Raw genomic sequence first — 16,446 nt, forward strand, 5'->3', positions numbered from 1 at the left:
CTATTTTTGAGAATTGTCAATGCCGGGATCTTTGACGTGATCAGCCGGTTCCGTGGTGCTGCTGGTGGACTTACCGTCGCCACTTTCACTCCCACTTTGGCCCTCGCTTTGGCTCCCCCCCGCTCGAAGAAAAAGCGTTTCCAACCAGCGTCCGGCCTCTGCGGTAAGCCTGGCTGGCGCGGCCTTTACCGTGCCGCAGCATCGTCAGACCCGTCGCAGTCGTGCCTGCTGTAATGATCACTGCTGCTTGATTGGTTAGGTTTGCGGAGGAGATTGAATTCGCAATCGAGGTTGCTTCCGCCATAAAGGCGGTACCAAGCCACCCCAACATGATGGTTACCCAGAGCCTCGGATTGCTCCAGTCGAGGAAGAGTTCAATTTCTCGTTCATTGAAGGGTTCAGCGGCAATGTCCATAGAAGCCACGCCGTATAGACACACGGCGAGCGCGATGGTTGCGCCATACAAAACCATGAAGCTCGCGAATAAAGTGCGGAGGGCAGTAACAAACATTCCGCGACTGAAATTAAAACCCACCATCAACATGATTATTGGTGAGAGGGCGCAGATTGCCATGACACGAAAAATTGTCACAACTACTTGAGCAAAATACACAATCAATAAAAGTGCATAAGGCAGTAAAATCAAAACGGCGGTCACAAAGGCGCCGACATTCGGTCCCCAACCAGATGAGGACTCGATTAGAACCTCAACCATCTTGAATACTTTGAAAACTCCTTTCTCCGCAGCTCCCACCAAAGCTGTCATGCCATCGAGACCTGCGATTTTGCTAGATCCGGATGCGGTAGAGTTTTCCGCAGTAATCCCCGTTTCGTCTGCTATTGCTCCCGCAAAAAGGACGGTCGCAGCCGCGCCAGATATTGTTGAAAGTGACGCGCTGTAGACGGTGTTTACCAATTGTGGCCCTTGCCCTGCCAACAGTCCCGCAGCTATAATCATATAAATAAATTCGCGTGCCAAAGCACCAATATCTAATGAACCAAGGATTAGTTTAATGCCCTGTATGACAATCCAGAACGAGGCTAAAGCAGAAAATGCTTTCCACATTGCCGGAATGAGCGTTTCACTAAGATTTTCTGTGAAATTACCCGCAAGTTCGACATATTCATTAACAATGGGGCAGGTAAAGCATGTTATCGCCTCATTCATGATTATCTGCCTTTTTGTGGTTCCAGTGCGTGCCGTTTCGGCCGCTGGACCCAAGGAAAGGATCACTGAGCAGAGCTTTTACGATTTTGAGCGCGCAAAAAATTGGTGGGGCAGCATCAAGACGCGTGATGAGCTGGATGAGCTCAAATACGAAATGAGGAAGCCCTTTGGATGGTGGTCGCCAACTCGGCCAAAGGTCGAGGCATACAAGAACGATCCGAGCTATGACGACCGAAAGGCTTTCTTCGACCTGATAACGTTGATTGATTTGTGGAAGCAGATTGAGGTCGCAGGTATTTCCTCCTGGGTCACTCCGGCGGGCCTTATTCCCGGTGCTGAGCCGACGCCCTGGGGTGTTTTTTCCGAGGTTGAGTGTGAGCGGGTTTCTAACCTGAATATTTTTCCCGGGAGTTGTCTTTCTATACCCGCTTGGGCTGATCCACTCCTGATTCGTAAGATCGAGAAAACCATTAAATCCGTCAGTCGGGCCGAATAAGGAGATCATTGGCCGTCTCCTGTTTCCAGGCCCTCTTCAATGTCATCGGGTGCAGGCGGCACAGCTGTTCCCATCAGTGATGCGGCCTCAATCTCAAGAAGTTTCGCCTGCATTTGATTTGTTTGAACTTGTAGCTGCGCAAGCAGTACGATTCCTTGAGCGATTACCGCCAGACGCTGGTTTTGTGTTGTTGCGGCACTAACGCTTGACTGCAACTCCTGCACGGCGCGGCCGTTCGTCTCTGGAACATCCGTGGTGTTCAGTTTCGCCATAGAAAGCCCGGAGACCGCAGCCTCTTTCGCCACAGCGCGTCGGCGCTGATGCACCTTTTTCAACTCGTCTGATCTTGCCGCCCATGTCCTCGGCCGTTCCTGATCGGGTTGGACGAATAGCGCCTTCTTGTAAGCGCTGCGCCCGGCGCAAATACTGCCAAAATTCAGGTTCTCAAAACCGAGAGTTGGGTATTCAACATCGAGCCGATTCAGCATGCAGATGACATCGCTGTTCAAATTACCGACAAGTTTTTCGAGGTTGATGGTAGGAACAGTAATCGACCCCGCCCCGCCTATTGCGTCGAAAGTGTCATTCGAAACGTCGTTAATTTCCTTCGTGACACCGTTTATTTCTTTTTGGACCTCGTTGATTTCATCGGTGACTGCGTTTAGGTCTTCCAGCAATCCGATTTGTTCTACCGCTGCTTCCAACTGCTCTTTCATTGTCTTGTATTGTTCGGCGAGCTTTGTGATAGCTGCGGGATCGACTACCGCCAGAGCTGCATATGCTGCCGTTGGAACCATCACCATGAGTCCCAGGACAATTGCGGCGCGGGGAAGTATGCGCCGCAGGGTATGCACCAAAGCCTGTCTCTTTAAAGATGACGCTGCCATTGGTCCCCCCATTGTTCTTTGAGTTCGTCTACCTGCCGGTTCTTGTCCGGCCCGCTTCCATAGAATCGCAGCGCGTCCCCGAGGTATCCCAGGTCGATGTCGAGGATTGCTGTTTCCTCGTATCCAGTTGTTGAATCGCGTTTGATGATCAGAGCCTCGCGGCGGCCGGGTCTGATGGCTTGGCCTGTAACGAACGCCAGTTGCTCATCATTCAGCCCAAACGCCTCAAAACTCGCCGGACGAGCGTTAGCGTTTGGCAGAAAGATCATCGTCGCCGTGTTATCAATTATGGCTTTGCTGTTTCGGCACTCAGACAAAGCTGTCGGATCTTGGAATGCGAGCCCGACAACGCCGCCGAGCTTTCGATATTCGCGGTACATTTCGGCCGCGAAATCTTCAAATGCTCTGTTCCCGAGCAGCTTTGCCGCCTCGTCAATGAAGAGTGCAAAACCCTTTTGTCCCGGTGCTGGCCGACTCACAGCGCTTGCGATATGCGACACAACGGGCGGGCCTAGCTGGGGGTCATCCAGGGCCTCATTCATATTGATCCCAACCATGAAATGGTCGAGCATCCCGCCTAAGCTATCGTGACCGGCATTAAAGACGTGCCCGTGCGAGCCTCTATTACCCTTCCCATCAACAACCCAGAGGCCCATACGCCGACGAAGCTTTGTGTTGCGTGGAAAGGCGTGCTCAAAGATTGCGTTCAGTGTGCGGTGCGGCGGCTCTGCTAGGAAAACCAGATCCACTGCATGGCGCAAAATATCTTCGGCACCATCCTCGTATGCGGCCTCGCCGGCGAGCAGTTTTAGGGCCGTAAGCACTCGGTTTCGATTGCCTAGCGTATCCTCCCCGACATCGAGCGGGTTCATCGCCAGTTTTTCGTAGGACTGATAGACCCCGCCCATGGCCTCGACCATGAAACGCGCGCCGTCTTTGGAATCGAGAAGGTACGACCGGACGCCTTCAAACTTGGCGAGACCTGAAAGAAGATGGAGCATTAACGTGGTCTTGCCGCCACCAGTGGGGGCGAAAACAAGGAAGTGGCCGGATGCCTTTTCCTTGTTTGCGATGTGAAACTGGAAATTATACGCCTGCCCTATTCGCGTTTGAAAAAGGCGCACTGGCGCAGGGCCGAATGGGCTTTCAGCTAGACCGGTTGGAGAGAATATAAACGGCCACAAAGCCGCTACCGCGTTGTCAGTCACTGTAAGGGGACGGAGCAAACTAGCACCTGGTCCCGCGACACCAGTCTTAACTTCGTCCGGCAACCGGGCGAACCAACACGCGGGGGCTCCTTCTGTCTCGACAGACGCGATTACCCGTCGATCGCCTAGTACTTCCCGGACCTTTGTCAGAAGCGCATCAAGTTGCACTTCGTCTGGGGCTGTCGCAACAATGTGAAACTGCGACGCGTAAAGAGCGAAACCCCCTTCCGTGAGCCGGTTCAGTACATATTCTGTTTCATCCGCGAGAGCGCGATTGGGGAAGAAGATGTTGGACTTCTCTTGGCGCTGTTGCCGCTTGAACGTGAACGCCGCGCGGTCACGTTCCCAAGGCTCTACGATCTGGCATACTTCCAGATCGCCTTCTATTGCCAAAAGGTCGGCTACTAACAGTCCAGAGACGGCCTCCGGCCACTCTCGGACCGCAATCATTTTATGAACGGCCTTTGCACTGCCTTCCGTGATTAGCAGACCAGACTTATAGAAACGTAGGTCTGCAGCCGGTAGACTTCCCGAAAGCGATGCTGATCGGGCTGGAAGCTCATCAAAATACTCGCCACACACAAGGCCGTTGAGGAATCCGGTCAGCGCGCACGGCTCGTCAATGTTTGCCGATCCCTGCACCAATGACGGACGAAATGCCGCCAATTGATTTGTGATCGCCAACTCCGCCTCTTCGAGCACCTGCATCGAGCGGCCAGAGACCATCAGAAACCAATCAACCCGGTGACTGGCTATATATCGCTTTTTTTCTCCATCAGCGATTTCGCCCAGTCCATCGTTCGGCCATTCCCCAACGACTGTTAACGGTCGCCGACGCTTTATCGCGAAGAATCTAAGGGCCAGGTTGCCCTTCTTCGATAGCTCGATCAGCGCGCTGGTCCGCGCTACATGCAACGCCTTCTGCTCCTGGTCCAGCTTTGCATCGTAACTTGTACCCTCAAGCCGGAAGACTCTTGTTAGCGCACCATTCTTGTTATGGATTGTTGCGCTCGTCGGGTCGATCCGATCAAGTTCCAGCTCATCGGCAAGCCAATCCGCGTTCACATCGCCGAAGGCACGGCGGCGCAGCGCCGGCACCGCCACTGTTCCAACGAGACCAGCTACCGCGAGCGTCGAAAAGACGGTGCCCCACCCCATCAGTGCAGGCCCCGCCCTGCCACCAATGTTCTATCCCGCTTCCCACGCCAGAATCTGGGCGTTTTCAACAGAATACGATCAAAGTGAATGTCTTCTCGCACACGCCGCCAGAACCAGACCCAAAGGCTCAACCCGACTGCGGAACCAATAATCAAACTCACAGGAAGCGCCCCGGCTAGGACACATACCGCGAAACTGAGTCCTACCCCGGCCGCCGAAAGCAGGGCGAGTACAGGCGGCAAGCCGAACATCATTGGTGGACGTTGCGTATGAAGAAGAATAGCGCTGGAAGTCCTCATGCCCTAAACACCCCCGAACAAGGAATTGACTAGCTCGGGGCCGACCATCACAAGGATTCCGCCAATCAGCGCGAACCCAAAACGCCCCCAATCCATTCGCCCGGTCCACGCCGCCCAGAGCCCGATAGCGACAATCCCGATCCCAAGTACCGCAGCTCCGAGCCGACCGAGTCCAGACGTCAACACATCCAAGAAATCTGTGATCGGTTCCACCCAGCTCGCGTCCTGCGCCATTGCGGGTGTCGCAATCAATATCGCTCCGAAAATCAGCGCCAGACGGACTGCACTGACACCACAACACTTGCTCATTACTCCGCTCCTCATGACAGTATGGAAAAAAGGACATAAAGACTTGTTGCAGTGCTCAGGACGCACACGACAATAAGAAGGACCACCCAGCGTAATAAGCGTTGGTGCCCTGAAAGCGTCCGGTCCATAATGACGCTCGTATGCTCAACAGCGGCGATGTTTGCGGCGCTGGTTTTAATGCTGATTGCATCGCTCAATTGTGGTAACGACGCGATAAGATGCTCGGATATTTTGTTGGACCCGTCCTCGAACGCTTCCGCGATCATGTTCAAGAACGTGTCCTTGAACTCGCTCTGTTCGTCCAAACAAACGCGCATGATCGTGTACAGCAGAAGAACCGGATCTTCTCGGTCTACAGCCGCGTCATGCCGCTCCAAAAGCAATTGCCGAAGCTCATCGACGCTTTTATGTGTCGGTAAGCTCGGCGTTTGACTCTGCGCGCCCTCACCTATCACAGGTTTGCTTCCGTCAGCGCGGCGCGGATCTTTCCCCAATAGATCCCCAGACGATGCCGCTCCATGACTGATAGGTCTTCAGCTACGGCGCACTCCGCGAACGTAAGGTGACGAGACAAGACATTTTCTAGGTCTCTCCCGTAGGTTGACGCGGTGACTGACGGCAGGACAATCACGCTTTGAATACGGCGGCCTAAGCTTTTAAAAAGCTTCGTATCCGTCACCTCCACCCCGTCTTTTTGTACAGGTCCAAAATATTCATTTAGGACCACTAGGAGCGGCACATCCGGCACCATCGCCGCGAGTTTGCTTAGCCCCTCCGCTGTGTCACGGAGCGATTGACCACCCGTCAGAATGGAAATTGGCACTACCGAATGGCCCGCCTCAGTCAGAACCGATACCGCTTCACTGCCGGCGAGATAGTTGATCAGGGGCAGGAAGGTCGCGGCACCGTTGTCCACGACGAACACCGCATCGTCGGGGGCTTCCATAATCGCTTCAATCAACCCATCGAAGGCGCGTTGATCTATTTCATCCGCGTTATCGCCGAGCTTTAGCAACGTCGGATTGAACGCTTTGTAAGCACCAAAGGTCTGATTCACCGGGTCAGTATCGACGCATCGGGGTTGCACCCCTTGCTCCAGGAAATACTGGGCGACGAAGGACGAGACTAGCGACTTGCCTACCCCACCTTTCCCCTGCAGGGTCATGTAGACTTTAGCCATCGTACTCTCCGTTGGGATTTTCTTCGTCTACCGCTGCCAGCAAGTCTTCTCCGGTCGCCCGCAGGTCCTTCACGCCGCGCGGCGCGGCGGCACGAATGATCTTGGCGCCCTCCCCGCGCGACGGGGATACAGACGGGATTCGGTCGGATGGCGAAACTGATGGTGGCTCTGTCGTCAACGCGGCGCAGCGCTTGTAGAAGGTTTGAATCTTCATTGTCACGCGCTTGGCCGCTTGCAATTCTTCGTAGATTTCAACGACGGGGCGCCCCTTTCGCAGCTCCCGTAAGATGTCTGGTGCGAGGGCTTGGAACTCGACACCCGCTTGCCCCCAACCCATTTTTCTTCGTTCACTCATTTCTTTGACCTGCTCAAAGTTTTCTCCGCTTTCGTCGCTCTAAGACGGGTTCTCTATTTTTCCTGTCTCGCTGAGCCTCTTGTGCTAAACATCTCCGTTTGAAACCAACGGGTTCGCGCTGAGGTCACGTTTCGCAATGAGTGCAAGAGTTCCGAACACTACGGGAAGTCCGCGAGTGCCTAATAAACAGGGCCGCATTGCTAATCTTGTTCGGTTTCGAACCGATGATTGGGAAGCTGTTGAGGCTTATGTTTCTGCGCACGGGCTTAAGAAGCAGGAATATTACGACCGTGCCTGCGAGGCGTTTCTTTCCTCGCATGAGCAAAACGAACCAATTCAGTACGCGTTGACCCCGATTGGAAACGGCTATCGTGCGATCAATGTTTACCTTTTGCCCGAGGATCATGATTCGCTCCGGAAGATTGCAGACGACACTCAGATTGCAATTGGCCGGGTCGTAGCCACGGCCGTTTTGCACTTGATTCAACCACCAGCCGAATAAGTCCCCGGCCTGCGCTTTCTCCATCATCAATAATCTGACTTCACACGATAAGCAATATGTATATATTATTTATTTTGGTGCCAACGCAGCCGGAGACGCTGAAATGCCGATTCCTGATGGTGGACTTCTTTTTCGTTCCGCCGCCTCAACGAAAACCGATAGTTTCCAATTGGTTGGGGTAGCTGGTTTGTTGTGTCTGCTGGCTGCGTGGTAATATGTTGTGTTCAGCCTCGGTTTATTGAAGCTGATTTTCCAACCACTTGAGGAGCGTGTAATCCAGGAAGTCTAAAACACAAAGCCGTCCCCAAAAGGGACGGCCCGTGAAAACTAATAACGATGTCGCAGTCGTAGTTTTCATGTTTCCCCTCAGAGTGTCAAGCAAGAAAGCGCTGGTTCGCCACCCTTTCCTGCGTCCTGGTTTTACACGCCTCCTGCTTACAGGAGAGACGTGAATGAGTATGGCTACCCATTTCGCAAATAGACGCATGGCGTTTATGCAGCAGACTGCTGATAAGGAGCCCACATTAGACCAGTGGAAGTCATGGACGGACGCCGCTGCGCTCCCGGAGAGGCATCGTCAAGCGAACTTACCAGGGCTGTCCGACTCATCCTTACGCCGAGGCTTCAGGCGCCGCCGCTCCTCCCCTCTCCGCGCATATGTCTATTCTTGCCAGCGCCGCCGTCCTGGCCGTGAAAGCCGATGGGACGACCGCGAGCTTCGCGAAACTGACTCCTTTGCCGTCTCCGTGATCCCCTCCCCTGTCCTTGAAGAAGCGCATTTCTCGCCGGCCGACAGGAGAATCCTGTTAGCCCTTATCCTTCTGAGCCGGGGCCGGGAGAGCTGGACCATGTATATGGCACCGATAGCGAACATGGCCCGTGTCGCTCGCTCGACGGCCCATCTTGCCGTCGCCCGCCTCGCTCGGGCTGGGTACATTACCCGCGCCGAAAATCGCATCAACGGAGCGAAGAACGGCCCAAACACTTGGACAATAGTTGATGTGCGGCTCTTGGTTGCGTCCATAGAGACGGCCGATTCAACCGGATGCAAAACGGCCAATCGTGAGAGTTCTTCTTCTTTTAGAGATAGGGTCCAAAAGAATGATCCCGTTATAAACACCAATATTATTTATTATAGCCGTGGAACCACGGCACAGACGGATCGCCTAAGATCAACGACAGGCCACGGATCTAACGGCTACGCCGAACCCTGGCCCCTCCCCTCAACGTCATTACCAAGCACAACCGACCATTCGCTTGCCAACAAGCCGAGAAAGCGGATTGAGCGGTGATCGTTTTGGTGTGCCCGCGCTAGCTGGCCCGGCAGGAATTACGAGTCGGAACATCACTCACACTTAGATTCGGAACATCACACACGTTTTAAGCCGCAGGAATTCGGAACATCGCTCACACTTGATGACAAAATTCGGAACATCACTCACAATTCGCCATGGCTTCAAACGATCAAGTAGATCTGTTCCTCAGCTCGATTATCGATGCGCCGATAAAGGATCAGCGGGACATCATGGAATTTCCTCATTTCGCGCTGGCGAAGCGCGCGAGGATGGACCCCATGATTTATGACGATCCAAAGCGCGGGATTCATGTCGAGGTCCGGCCAGGTCACAAAGGCATAGCGACGATCTGGGACAAAGACGTGATGATATATTGCTCATCACTGATAAATGAGCAGATCGAGCGAGGACTTACCCCCGCGCGGACCATTCAGTTTCATGCATACGACTTTCTACGCCTGGCGCGACGCGGAGAAGGCAAACGATCTTATCAGCTTCTTCAGGACGCTCTCGACCGCCTCCAGTCAACAGCCATCAGAACCACGATCAAAACCGGCGAGAAGGAAGAGAAGCGGTTTTTTTCGTGGATTGAATCGGCTCGTGTTGTTGAACGGAAAACACCGAACGGCAAAGACCGCATGGCCGCGATAGAAGTCACACTGAACGAGTGGATTTTCCGTGCACTGACCAAAGACAGGACCGTACTAACGATTGACTCGCGCTATTTTTCGCTCAAGGGCGGTGTCGAACGGCGGCTATATGAGCTGGCAAGGAAACATTGCGGGCATCAGCCTCGCTGGGACATCTCTCTGATAAATCTTTGGAAAAAATGCGGTTCTCAGACGGAGCTACGTTTTTTTAAGGTCAACATTCTCAAAATTATTGAGGCAGACCCCCTGCCCTCCTACTCGATTTCCGCCTCATTCGATCCTAAGCGTAAACCTGGACCGCCGACCGATACGCACGAGGTCACGCGCCGGTATCAAAAAAATGAAAATATGATCATCAGCTTCCGTCCGAAGGAAGGGATTACCGTCCTAGAGTGACACGGAACATCACTCACATTTTATTCGGAACATCGATCACAGAAATTCGGAACATCACTCACATTTTGGCACGGAACATCACTCACATATCCTCGGTATATCGATCACACTATCTTCGGAACATCGATCACGAGTATTCAGAACATCACTCACAAAAAGGCGGAATAAGGCTAATAAGATCAACGGCCTATAAAAGCGTAACTCTCTAACTTTAGAATCTAACGATCTAACAGCCTTTTTTTGCCGATCCTTTGATATCCGCCTGTGGATAATTTCTCTGCCAAAGTCTGAAAGACTGAGACCAGATTCCGATACACGCTCTTTTCGTGCTTAGCCTAAAGCACCCAACTTTTCATCATCGGGCTCTTATGGACGGGCTATCAATATAGGAAGAGCGTGATTGCGCTGCCGAATGGCCCCTAGGATTTTTATCCCATCTAGGCGAATCCAGCGATTCAGTTAAAACTACCAATTGACTGCTTTTGCGTTGGCTCCTATATTTGCTTGGCGCTGCAGGGGCTTCGGTCAATGCGCGCTTTCCGAGGCCCGCGCTTCTGCGCGGGTCTTCGTGTTCCTGGATTTTGCATATGACCCATATTGTCTATCTCGACGAATTCGGTCACATTGGCCCGTTCGTCTCGAGATCAGATACGCGTCACAATACCAGCCCCGTTTTTGGCCTTGCCGGCATCGTACTGCCCATCTCCGAAGTCCGCGCATTCAGCACTTGGTTCTTCCAACGCAAGCAGGAGCTTCTAGGATTTGAAATTAATAGATCCGGTGCTCATCCTGCCACGTGGGAAAAAAAAGGTTCCGCCTTATACACACTTAAGAACGTCCAGAAGTATCCCGAACTGCGCCGTTTCACGAACCGGCTTTTCAATAAAATTCAAAGTTCGCGCGGCCACGTTTTCTATGTCGGCATCGAGAAAACCGCCACGATTGCAGATCACGACCCGAAGAAACTCTATATCTACCAACTTCGCGAGGCCATAAAGCGCCTCGATCAGTATTGTCACGAGGATTGCGCTTCCGGCTCATCATTGCTCATGGTTCTCGACGAGCACACGGAACGAGAAAACCTCGTGACCGCGGCTGCTCAAGCGATGTTCAGTTCGGAGGATCCTCGGCGGCGACTCGTAGAACCACCTTTCCAGGTCGAAAGCGAGCGCTATCAAACGGTCCAGGCCGCAGACTGGATTGCTGCGATCGTCGCTCGCATCGGCGCAGTTTGGATCCAGCCTGAGCAATATTCCGATTGGGCACCTTTCAGGACATATTTTGAAAGCCGCCTCAATAGGGTCTCCACTAGGAGCGGGATCCGCAGCGGGACTCGAGCCACTATGACAGATCTAGGGACAGAGGCGATTATCCGCAGCCTCGCCGCTGATTAAGTATAGCCAACGCATTCGGCAGAGTTGGGAAAGCCTTCCCTCTGGTCGGAGCCGAAGTCTCCTCCACCCCCCCTTCTGCGGAATTTCCTCGCAACGCCACCCGTTACGACTAGCTCGCAAGAACTTCCTCTCAGCACTAAGCCTCGCCGTCGCCTTCTGGCTCTGCGCGGGTCTGGACGCTAGCGTGGTTGGTTGAGAAATAACCATTCCAAATATTCGCCATTGGTCATTCCCTTTTCCGCAGCGGCAATTTGATAACTGTCGCGGAATTCTGGCGGCACCTTCATGTTTAATTGAACGCGCACTCCTTTTGAACGCAGCGTGCGCCCATCGACTGGCTCTCCGGCTCGCGGCACAAACCCACTCTCAATTGCAGCCCTCTGGGACGCGATTGCGGCCCCCCTGCCCTTCCCGGTCTCCGGTTTAGCCACCTTCGGTCGAGTAGCGCGAGGTAAGTCAGTCGCTGACTTCTCTCCGGTTGGCTTCGGCGCGGCCGCTGAGGTTTCTGACTTAGGTTTCTCAAAGCTCATACTCCCGAAATCGAGACTCGCTCGTTGTTTAGGCATTTGTGACCTCCACCAATTTGTTGATGAGTTCCTGGGCGACGGCCTCTGCATTCGTTATGGCCTTGTCGATCCCCGACGCATCATCTTTCGTAAGCTGGTAGATTGTGCCGCCGGTCTGAAAAATCGTTGAATAGACAGATCGCTGCGTCACCGCTTCCTTAAAAGTAGGAATCTTCGCCTTGCTTAGTTCATTAACGATGTGACGAAGATCTCTTGGCACAATGGCCGGATTCACTCGCGTAAACATCAGCGCATAAGGGATTGTGCGTCTTGACGTGCGTTCACTATCTCTGATCAAAGCGATGACCCGCGCCGCTTGATCAACATCGAGTTGCGTCCCTCCACATGGGATCACAACAAAATCAGATACACTGATCGAATAGCTCACTGCGATAGAAGCAGTGCCCTCCAAATCGATCAGAACGAAATCGCTCTCCTCGGCTTCGACCTCCTGTATATCGAGGAGGTTCTTTTCCGTGACTCCGGCGATGATCTTTAGCTCGTCAGGGATACTCTCCCCGGTTCTCTCCGCCCAACTTGCCAATGGCTGGTTCGGATCTGCATCCAGGATGGCTACTTTTTTTCCCGCTTCGGCAAGAACCTGTCCAATGATCAGCGTCGTCGTGGACTTGCCCGCTCCACCCTTTGAATTCGCAAAACAGACTGTCGGCATTCGCTCGTCCTCTCAGGTGCGCTATCCGCTATGCTTAATGTAGTGGATAGATAGGTGATATCCGTTAGATATCTAGTACCAACTGCGTATCAGATATCTATCATATAGTCGATATCTTTTCGATAGGCGATACCTTATCATTATCCGATATCTAGATGATATCGTTTATTGATCGGATATCTGATATCTGTGGAGATAGTCATGTAATGCCGCGACGATTAAAACACTCTCACCGCAAACAGCAAACGAGCCCGCCGTTACCCTTTACGCCGCAGAAAAACCCCTGCAATACATGGGACTAATTAGCGCCCAAACAGAGGAGGGGAGGGGGCATAAGAACGCGCTTCCTAAAATGATAGGCCCGAACAAAACGCAAAATGCACACATTAGATCCGGAACTATTCCAAAAACTCAGGCCCGTACTCGATATTTTGGAGACGGGCGGAATCTATCTAGAAATACATAACGATATGCACCGGTTCGCAGCACGGTTAGCCGGATATGGTCGCCATGTGTATCCAGGCTTTCGCCCCGCTTATGAACCGGACAATCCGGGCACCTACGGAGCACTGTTCAACCACGAAGACAAGTTGATCTGCTGCATGGCCTGGCGGTCCTTCGAAACCGAAGATCTCGTGCATGACATCGAGCAATTTTTACCGTTCTACTGCGATCACACGACCGATGATCCAACCTGGCACACTGAACTCGCCGGAATCCTGGCGCTTAAAGGCCTGATCGGATATCGCGGCGGTCTAAACAGCTTGCAGCAGGGGAATCGTATAGCGTGGTTTATGACCTTAATCGCCATGATCTGCCTCGATCATGCCGGAGTTGATTATCAGGCCGGGGAGGCGAGGGACGACATGCTGACAAGCGGTCGCTTCCGTTCGATGTCTGGATACAGTAACGCGAATCCACTCGGGTCAATTTTCATAAAGAAACACGGGCATGATGAAGCCCTTAACCTCGTGTGGTCATCCGCTGACCAGGTTCGGAAAGAAATAGCGGGCCGCCTCATGATTCTTGCGGACTGTAGCCCAAAGAATTTCAAAACCGCCGTCGCGGCGCTGAAGGCGTTGTAATAGCCGAAAATAGAACCGCGTTAACGGGCCGTCTCGATCATTTATCACGCCTTGCCTATAAATTGCGTGAAACAAGGGAATCCCCGCTTCGCGCGCTATTCTTATGTCTTGATGGATTTCTTCCGCGAACTGATCGTCACCAGCATACGACACAGGCTTACCGGCAATATCTTCTCCGCCCAGAAACTCCGCACATGAATCCCAGTGGAGCCAGATCGCATCGGCTTCATTTTCTGGTGCCGATGCAATATGCACCCGGACATTGGGACCCAGATAATTCAGGACATCCCAGTTCAAATTTTCTGTGTAAAGCCCACGATGTTGTCTTCGTAGCCCCACGCAATATCTTTCAATGGCTGTCAGCTCGGCCGCGAAGAGGGGAACGATCGACCCATCAAGCAGCACACGTTTTGAATGTTGAACGCCTTCGCTCTCGTCTCTACCAAGAATCGCACCCCGCCATTCAAAGGGCAGCAACGCTTTAGCGTCATCCTCTTTTCCAAGCACTTTTTCCAATGCGCGGACCGTCTCCAGGGTCGCATTGAAACCGCCCCGGCCAATATCTGGCCGTTTCCCCGCCTCAACCGCCGCGAAACTCGAAACGTCTACGCCCGCCGCCCGCGCGAGCCCCGATTTTGAAAAGCCTTGTTTCCAGGCGTCCTCTAGGAGGTCGCAAATATATGCCTCAATTCCCAAATACTTTCCCCTTGCCTGTCGCAACTTGGTATGTCTTCAATGTATATATCCTAAGTTACATCGGATAAATCCAGATTCTCTAGAATTTCGTAGTAAATAAATCGTAAGGGCTAATAATGACATCGAGTGTCCTTAAGTTAAATGCCATCAAGTACGATGCCTATATCATCACGTGGTGTTGGCCGGGTAATCATCTATACATAACTAATAGTATTTTGTCCGATAAAGAGAAAGAAACAATAGAGTTTGTAATTAGATCATTGTCCGATGAACTAGGTTTGACAGAGATTTCTATCGACAATACGGAAGCTGTCGCAACCGACCGGAGATTTTCCACTCTTCTGAAAGAATGGAGAACATTTATCGTGAGAGAAGAGGGGGACCGCTCGACCCATCTTGATAAACTCGTCCGGGACGCTCTATTCGCCCGAGAAGCGCCGTCCGGGCGCGCGCCCGCAGAGCGCATGCAAGCTCTATAGCCCGCGCCTCATCAAGTTAATTCCCCAAACTGAAAAGCCGGGCAGGGCTGTACAATTGAGGACAACGAACGCACCAACTTCCGCCAAAGCCGAAGACCTGATAGCTGACCCGTCAACGTCTCAATGGCTCCGCGATGCATTGCGCACCGCTCTCTCGCGAGACCCTGCGGACGCGGCAAATGATGCAGAGATCCTGGCGGCGGTTGTTGTGTCTCTCTGCGATGAAAGCCTCGCCAAACAAGTGAGTGCAAAATCCCGATTGGATACAGGGTCAACGCTCGTGATGACGCTGGATCAAAACAGAACCACCATCTACGGCACGCTTGAGTGCGTTTGCGGTCACCGGTCGGTGTTTAGCGGCACAAATGCCGAAATAACCAACTGTCCCAAATGCCGAGAGTTCTATCGCGTGGACCCGTCATTACGGCTGACGCCAATCGGTAAAGACCATCCACCCAGCGGAGCAGGGGCCGTTTTATACTCAGTTCCGAGTAGGTGGGAACATCAACAGATCAAAAACGCTTTTGAAGATGAACAATAGTCAGATTTGAGAAATGGGGCAGGGGGGCGGCGATCCCCGTTGGGGCCAGGCTCTACTCCGCTTCCTTCGGTCGCTCCACGGAGACACGCGCAGCGTGGCTCCGTCCACTCGGGTAACGATCCCTATCGCAAGAACCATTCTCCAGCTGACGCTCTCGGCGTGAAGAGAGCGCTGCTCTCTCCCCACAAAGGCTAAACTCGGTCCCCTCGCGTCCTGCCGGGTATCCCCAGGTTTCGGGCTACGCCCTGCCAACCCGCCGCTATGCGGCGCCCAAGAGGGTGGGTGATTCCCCTCCCGGCACGTCGGCCTTTCACCCCTCTCTCGCTCCTCGCCGGAGATGCAGGGTTGCAGTTGTGAACAGCAACCCTGCACCAAAGAAGAGGGACCAAAACATGCGCAAGGCGACGATAAAAACAGACCACATGCAGGCAGTGACCGACAAAATCATCGCCGCGCTGGAAACAGGCGTCCGCCCTTGGAAAAAACCGTGGGACGCCGGAGCCATTCCCGAAAAACCCCTTCGATCAAACGGCGAAGCCTACAAGGGCGTGAACGTCATAGCCCTTTGGATGGAAGCGCAGGCGAGCGGCTACACGTCGCCTTACTGGATGACCTACCGGCAGGCAACAGAGCTTGGCGCTCAGGTCCGCAAGGGAGAGAAGGGCACGACCGTTTTCTATGCTGGCACCATGACCGTCAAAAACGACGAGGAGCCGGACGAGGGCGAGAATGAAGAAGCACGGCAACGCCGCTTCATGAAAGCCTACGCCGTTTTCAACGCGGACCAGATCGAAGGTCTATCAGATGAATATTTTCCCAAGGCTGAACCAACCAAGCCGAGCGCGGAGAGGAGCGACGGCGCGGAACGATACTTCGCAGCAACCGGCTCCGATATTCGGCACGGCGGAAACAAGGCTTTCTACGCTTACGGCGGGGCTGCCGATTATATCCGCATGCCCCCGTTCGAGACCTTCGCCGACCCCGAAAAATATTACGGCACCCTTGCGCACGAGCATATCCACTGGACGAAAGGACCGGGACGGATTGACCGTGACTTCGGCCGCAAAAAATGGGGCGATGAGGCTTACGCCATTGAGGAGCTTGTTGCA

15 protein-coding genes are annotated in these 16,446 nt (G+C 53.3%); 6 read left to right on the forward strand and 9 right to left on the reverse strand.

Going from position 1 to position 16,446, the window contains the following annotated elements; all coding sequences use genetic code 11:
• Positions 1-85: 85 nt before the first annotated feature.
• Positions 86-1,168: a hypothetical protein gene (locus tag ABJ076_RS08855; protein WP_348188230.1), complete on the reverse strand. Its 1,083-nt coding sequence runs from the start codon at positions 1,166-1,168 to the stop codon at positions 86-88.
• Between ABJ076_RS08855 and ABJ076_RS08860 the strand changes: the two genes are divergently transcribed.
• Positions 1,167-1,664 carry a hypothetical protein gene (locus tag ABJ076_RS08860; protein ID WP_348188232.1) on the forward strand — a complete coding sequence of 166 codons (498 nt, stop codon included), beginning with the start codon at positions 1,167-1,169 and terminating at the stop codon, positions 1,662-1,664. The genes ABJ076_RS08855 and ABJ076_RS08860 overlap by 2 nt on opposite strands.
• Positions 1,665-1,669: 5 nt before the next feature.
• Here ABJ076_RS08860 and ABJ076_RS08865 read toward each other — a convergent pair whose 3' ends face one another.
• The 6 genes from ABJ076_RS08865 to ABJ076_RS08890 form a co-directional block, all read right to left on the reverse strand.
• Entirely contained in the window at positions 1,670-2,551 is an 882-nt protein-coding gene (locus ABJ076_RS08865) for a hypothetical protein (protein WP_348188234.1), read from the reverse strand.
• A complete protein-coding gene (locus tag ABJ076_RS08870) occupies positions 2,533-4,824 on the reverse strand; it encodes a type IV secretion system protein VirB4 (protein WP_348208839.1) in 2,292 nt (763 codons plus the stop codon). Before ABJ076_RS08870 ends, ABJ076_RS08865 begins: the two co-directional genes overlap by 19 nt.
• A 395-nt stretch (positions 4,825-5,219) precedes the next feature.
• The gene (locus tag ABJ076_RS08875) at positions 5,220-5,525 is read right to left on the reverse strand and encodes a TrbC/VirB2 family protein (protein WP_348188240.1); all 306 of its coding nucleotides are present in this window, start codon (positions 5,523-5,525) and stop codon (positions 5,220-5,222) included.
• Positions 5,526-5,536: 11 nt separating this feature from the next.
• Positions 5,537-5,980 (reverse strand): hypothetical protein, encoded by a 444-nt coding sequence (locus tag ABJ076_RS08880; protein WP_348188242.1) that lies wholly within the window; start codon positions 5,978-5,980, stop codon positions 5,537-5,539.
• On the reverse strand, positions 5,977-6,705 hold the full coding sequence (locus ABJ076_RS08885; protein WP_348188245.1) for a conjugal transfer protein TraL: 729 nt from the start codon (positions 6,703-6,705) through the stop codon (positions 5,977-5,979). The genes ABJ076_RS08880 and ABJ076_RS08885 overlap by 4 nt, the downstream gene beginning before the upstream one ends.
• The gene (locus tag ABJ076_RS08890) at positions 6,698-7,060 is read right to left on the reverse strand and encodes a hypothetical protein (RefSeq protein WP_348188246.1); all 363 of its coding nucleotides are present in this window, start codon (positions 7,058-7,060) and stop codon (positions 6,698-6,700) included. The genes ABJ076_RS08885 and ABJ076_RS08890 overlap by 8 nt, the downstream gene beginning before the upstream one ends.
• A gap of 175 nt (positions 7,061-7,235) precedes the next feature.
• On the opposite strand from ABJ076_RS08890, the gene ABJ076_RS08895 reads away from it, so the two are divergent.
• The 3 genes from ABJ076_RS08895 (at position 7,236) to ABJ076_RS08905 (ending at position 11,297) form a co-directional block, all read left to right on the forward strand.
• Positions 7,236-7,562 (forward strand): hypothetical protein, encoded by a 327-nt coding sequence (locus tag ABJ076_RS08895; protein ID WP_348188249.1) that lies wholly within the window; start codon positions 7,236-7,238, stop codon positions 7,560-7,562.
• A 1,450-nt stretch (positions 7,563-9,012) separates the two neighbouring features.
• Positions 9,013-9,903, forward strand: coding sequence for a replication initiator protein A (locus tag ABJ076_RS08900; protein WP_348188250.1), 891 nt, complete (start codon positions 9,013-9,015; stop codon positions 9,901-9,903).
• Positions 9,904-10,490: 587 nt separating this feature from the next.
• Positions 10,491-11,297, forward strand: coding sequence for a DUF3800 domain-containing protein (locus ABJ076_RS08905; protein WP_348188253.1), 807 nt, complete (start codon positions 10,491-10,493; stop codon positions 11,295-11,297).
• Between the two features lie 558 nt (positions 11,298-11,855).
• Here the strand turns inward: ABJ076_RS08905 and ABJ076_RS08910 are convergent.
• On the reverse strand, positions 11,856-12,536 hold the full coding sequence (locus ABJ076_RS08910; protein WP_348188255.1) for a ParA family protein: 681 nt from the start codon (positions 12,534-12,536) through the stop codon (positions 11,856-11,858).
• A gap of 377 nt (positions 12,537-12,913) precedes the next feature.
• Between ABJ076_RS08910 and ABJ076_RS08915 the strand changes: the two genes are divergently transcribed.
• On the forward strand, positions 12,914-13,621 hold the full coding sequence (locus tag ABJ076_RS08915; protein WP_348188257.1) for a hypothetical protein: 708 nt from the start codon (positions 12,914-12,916) through the stop codon (positions 13,619-13,621).
• On the opposite strand, the gene ABJ076_RS08920 is transcribed toward ABJ076_RS08915, so the two are convergent.
• Entirely contained in the window at positions 13,514-14,317 is an 804-nt protein-coding gene (locus ABJ076_RS08920) for a helix-turn-helix transcriptional regulator (RefSeq protein WP_348188259.1), read from the reverse strand. The two genes, ABJ076_RS08915 and ABJ076_RS08920, sit on opposite strands and share 108 nt — an antisense overlap.
• Before the next feature lie 1,412 nt (positions 14,318-15,729).
• On the opposite strand from ABJ076_RS08920, the gene ABJ076_RS08925 reads away from it, so the two are divergent.
• A partial coding sequence (locus ABJ076_RS08925) for an ArdC-like ssDNA-binding domain-containing protein (protein WP_348188262.1) occupies positions 15,730-16,446 on the forward strand: 717 nt, incomplete at its 3' end.

The sequence above is a fragment of the Nisaea sp. genome, assembly GCF_039990255.1.
GTDB lineage: Bacteria > Pseudomonadota > Alphaproteobacteria > Thalassobaculales > Thalassobaculaceae > Nisaea.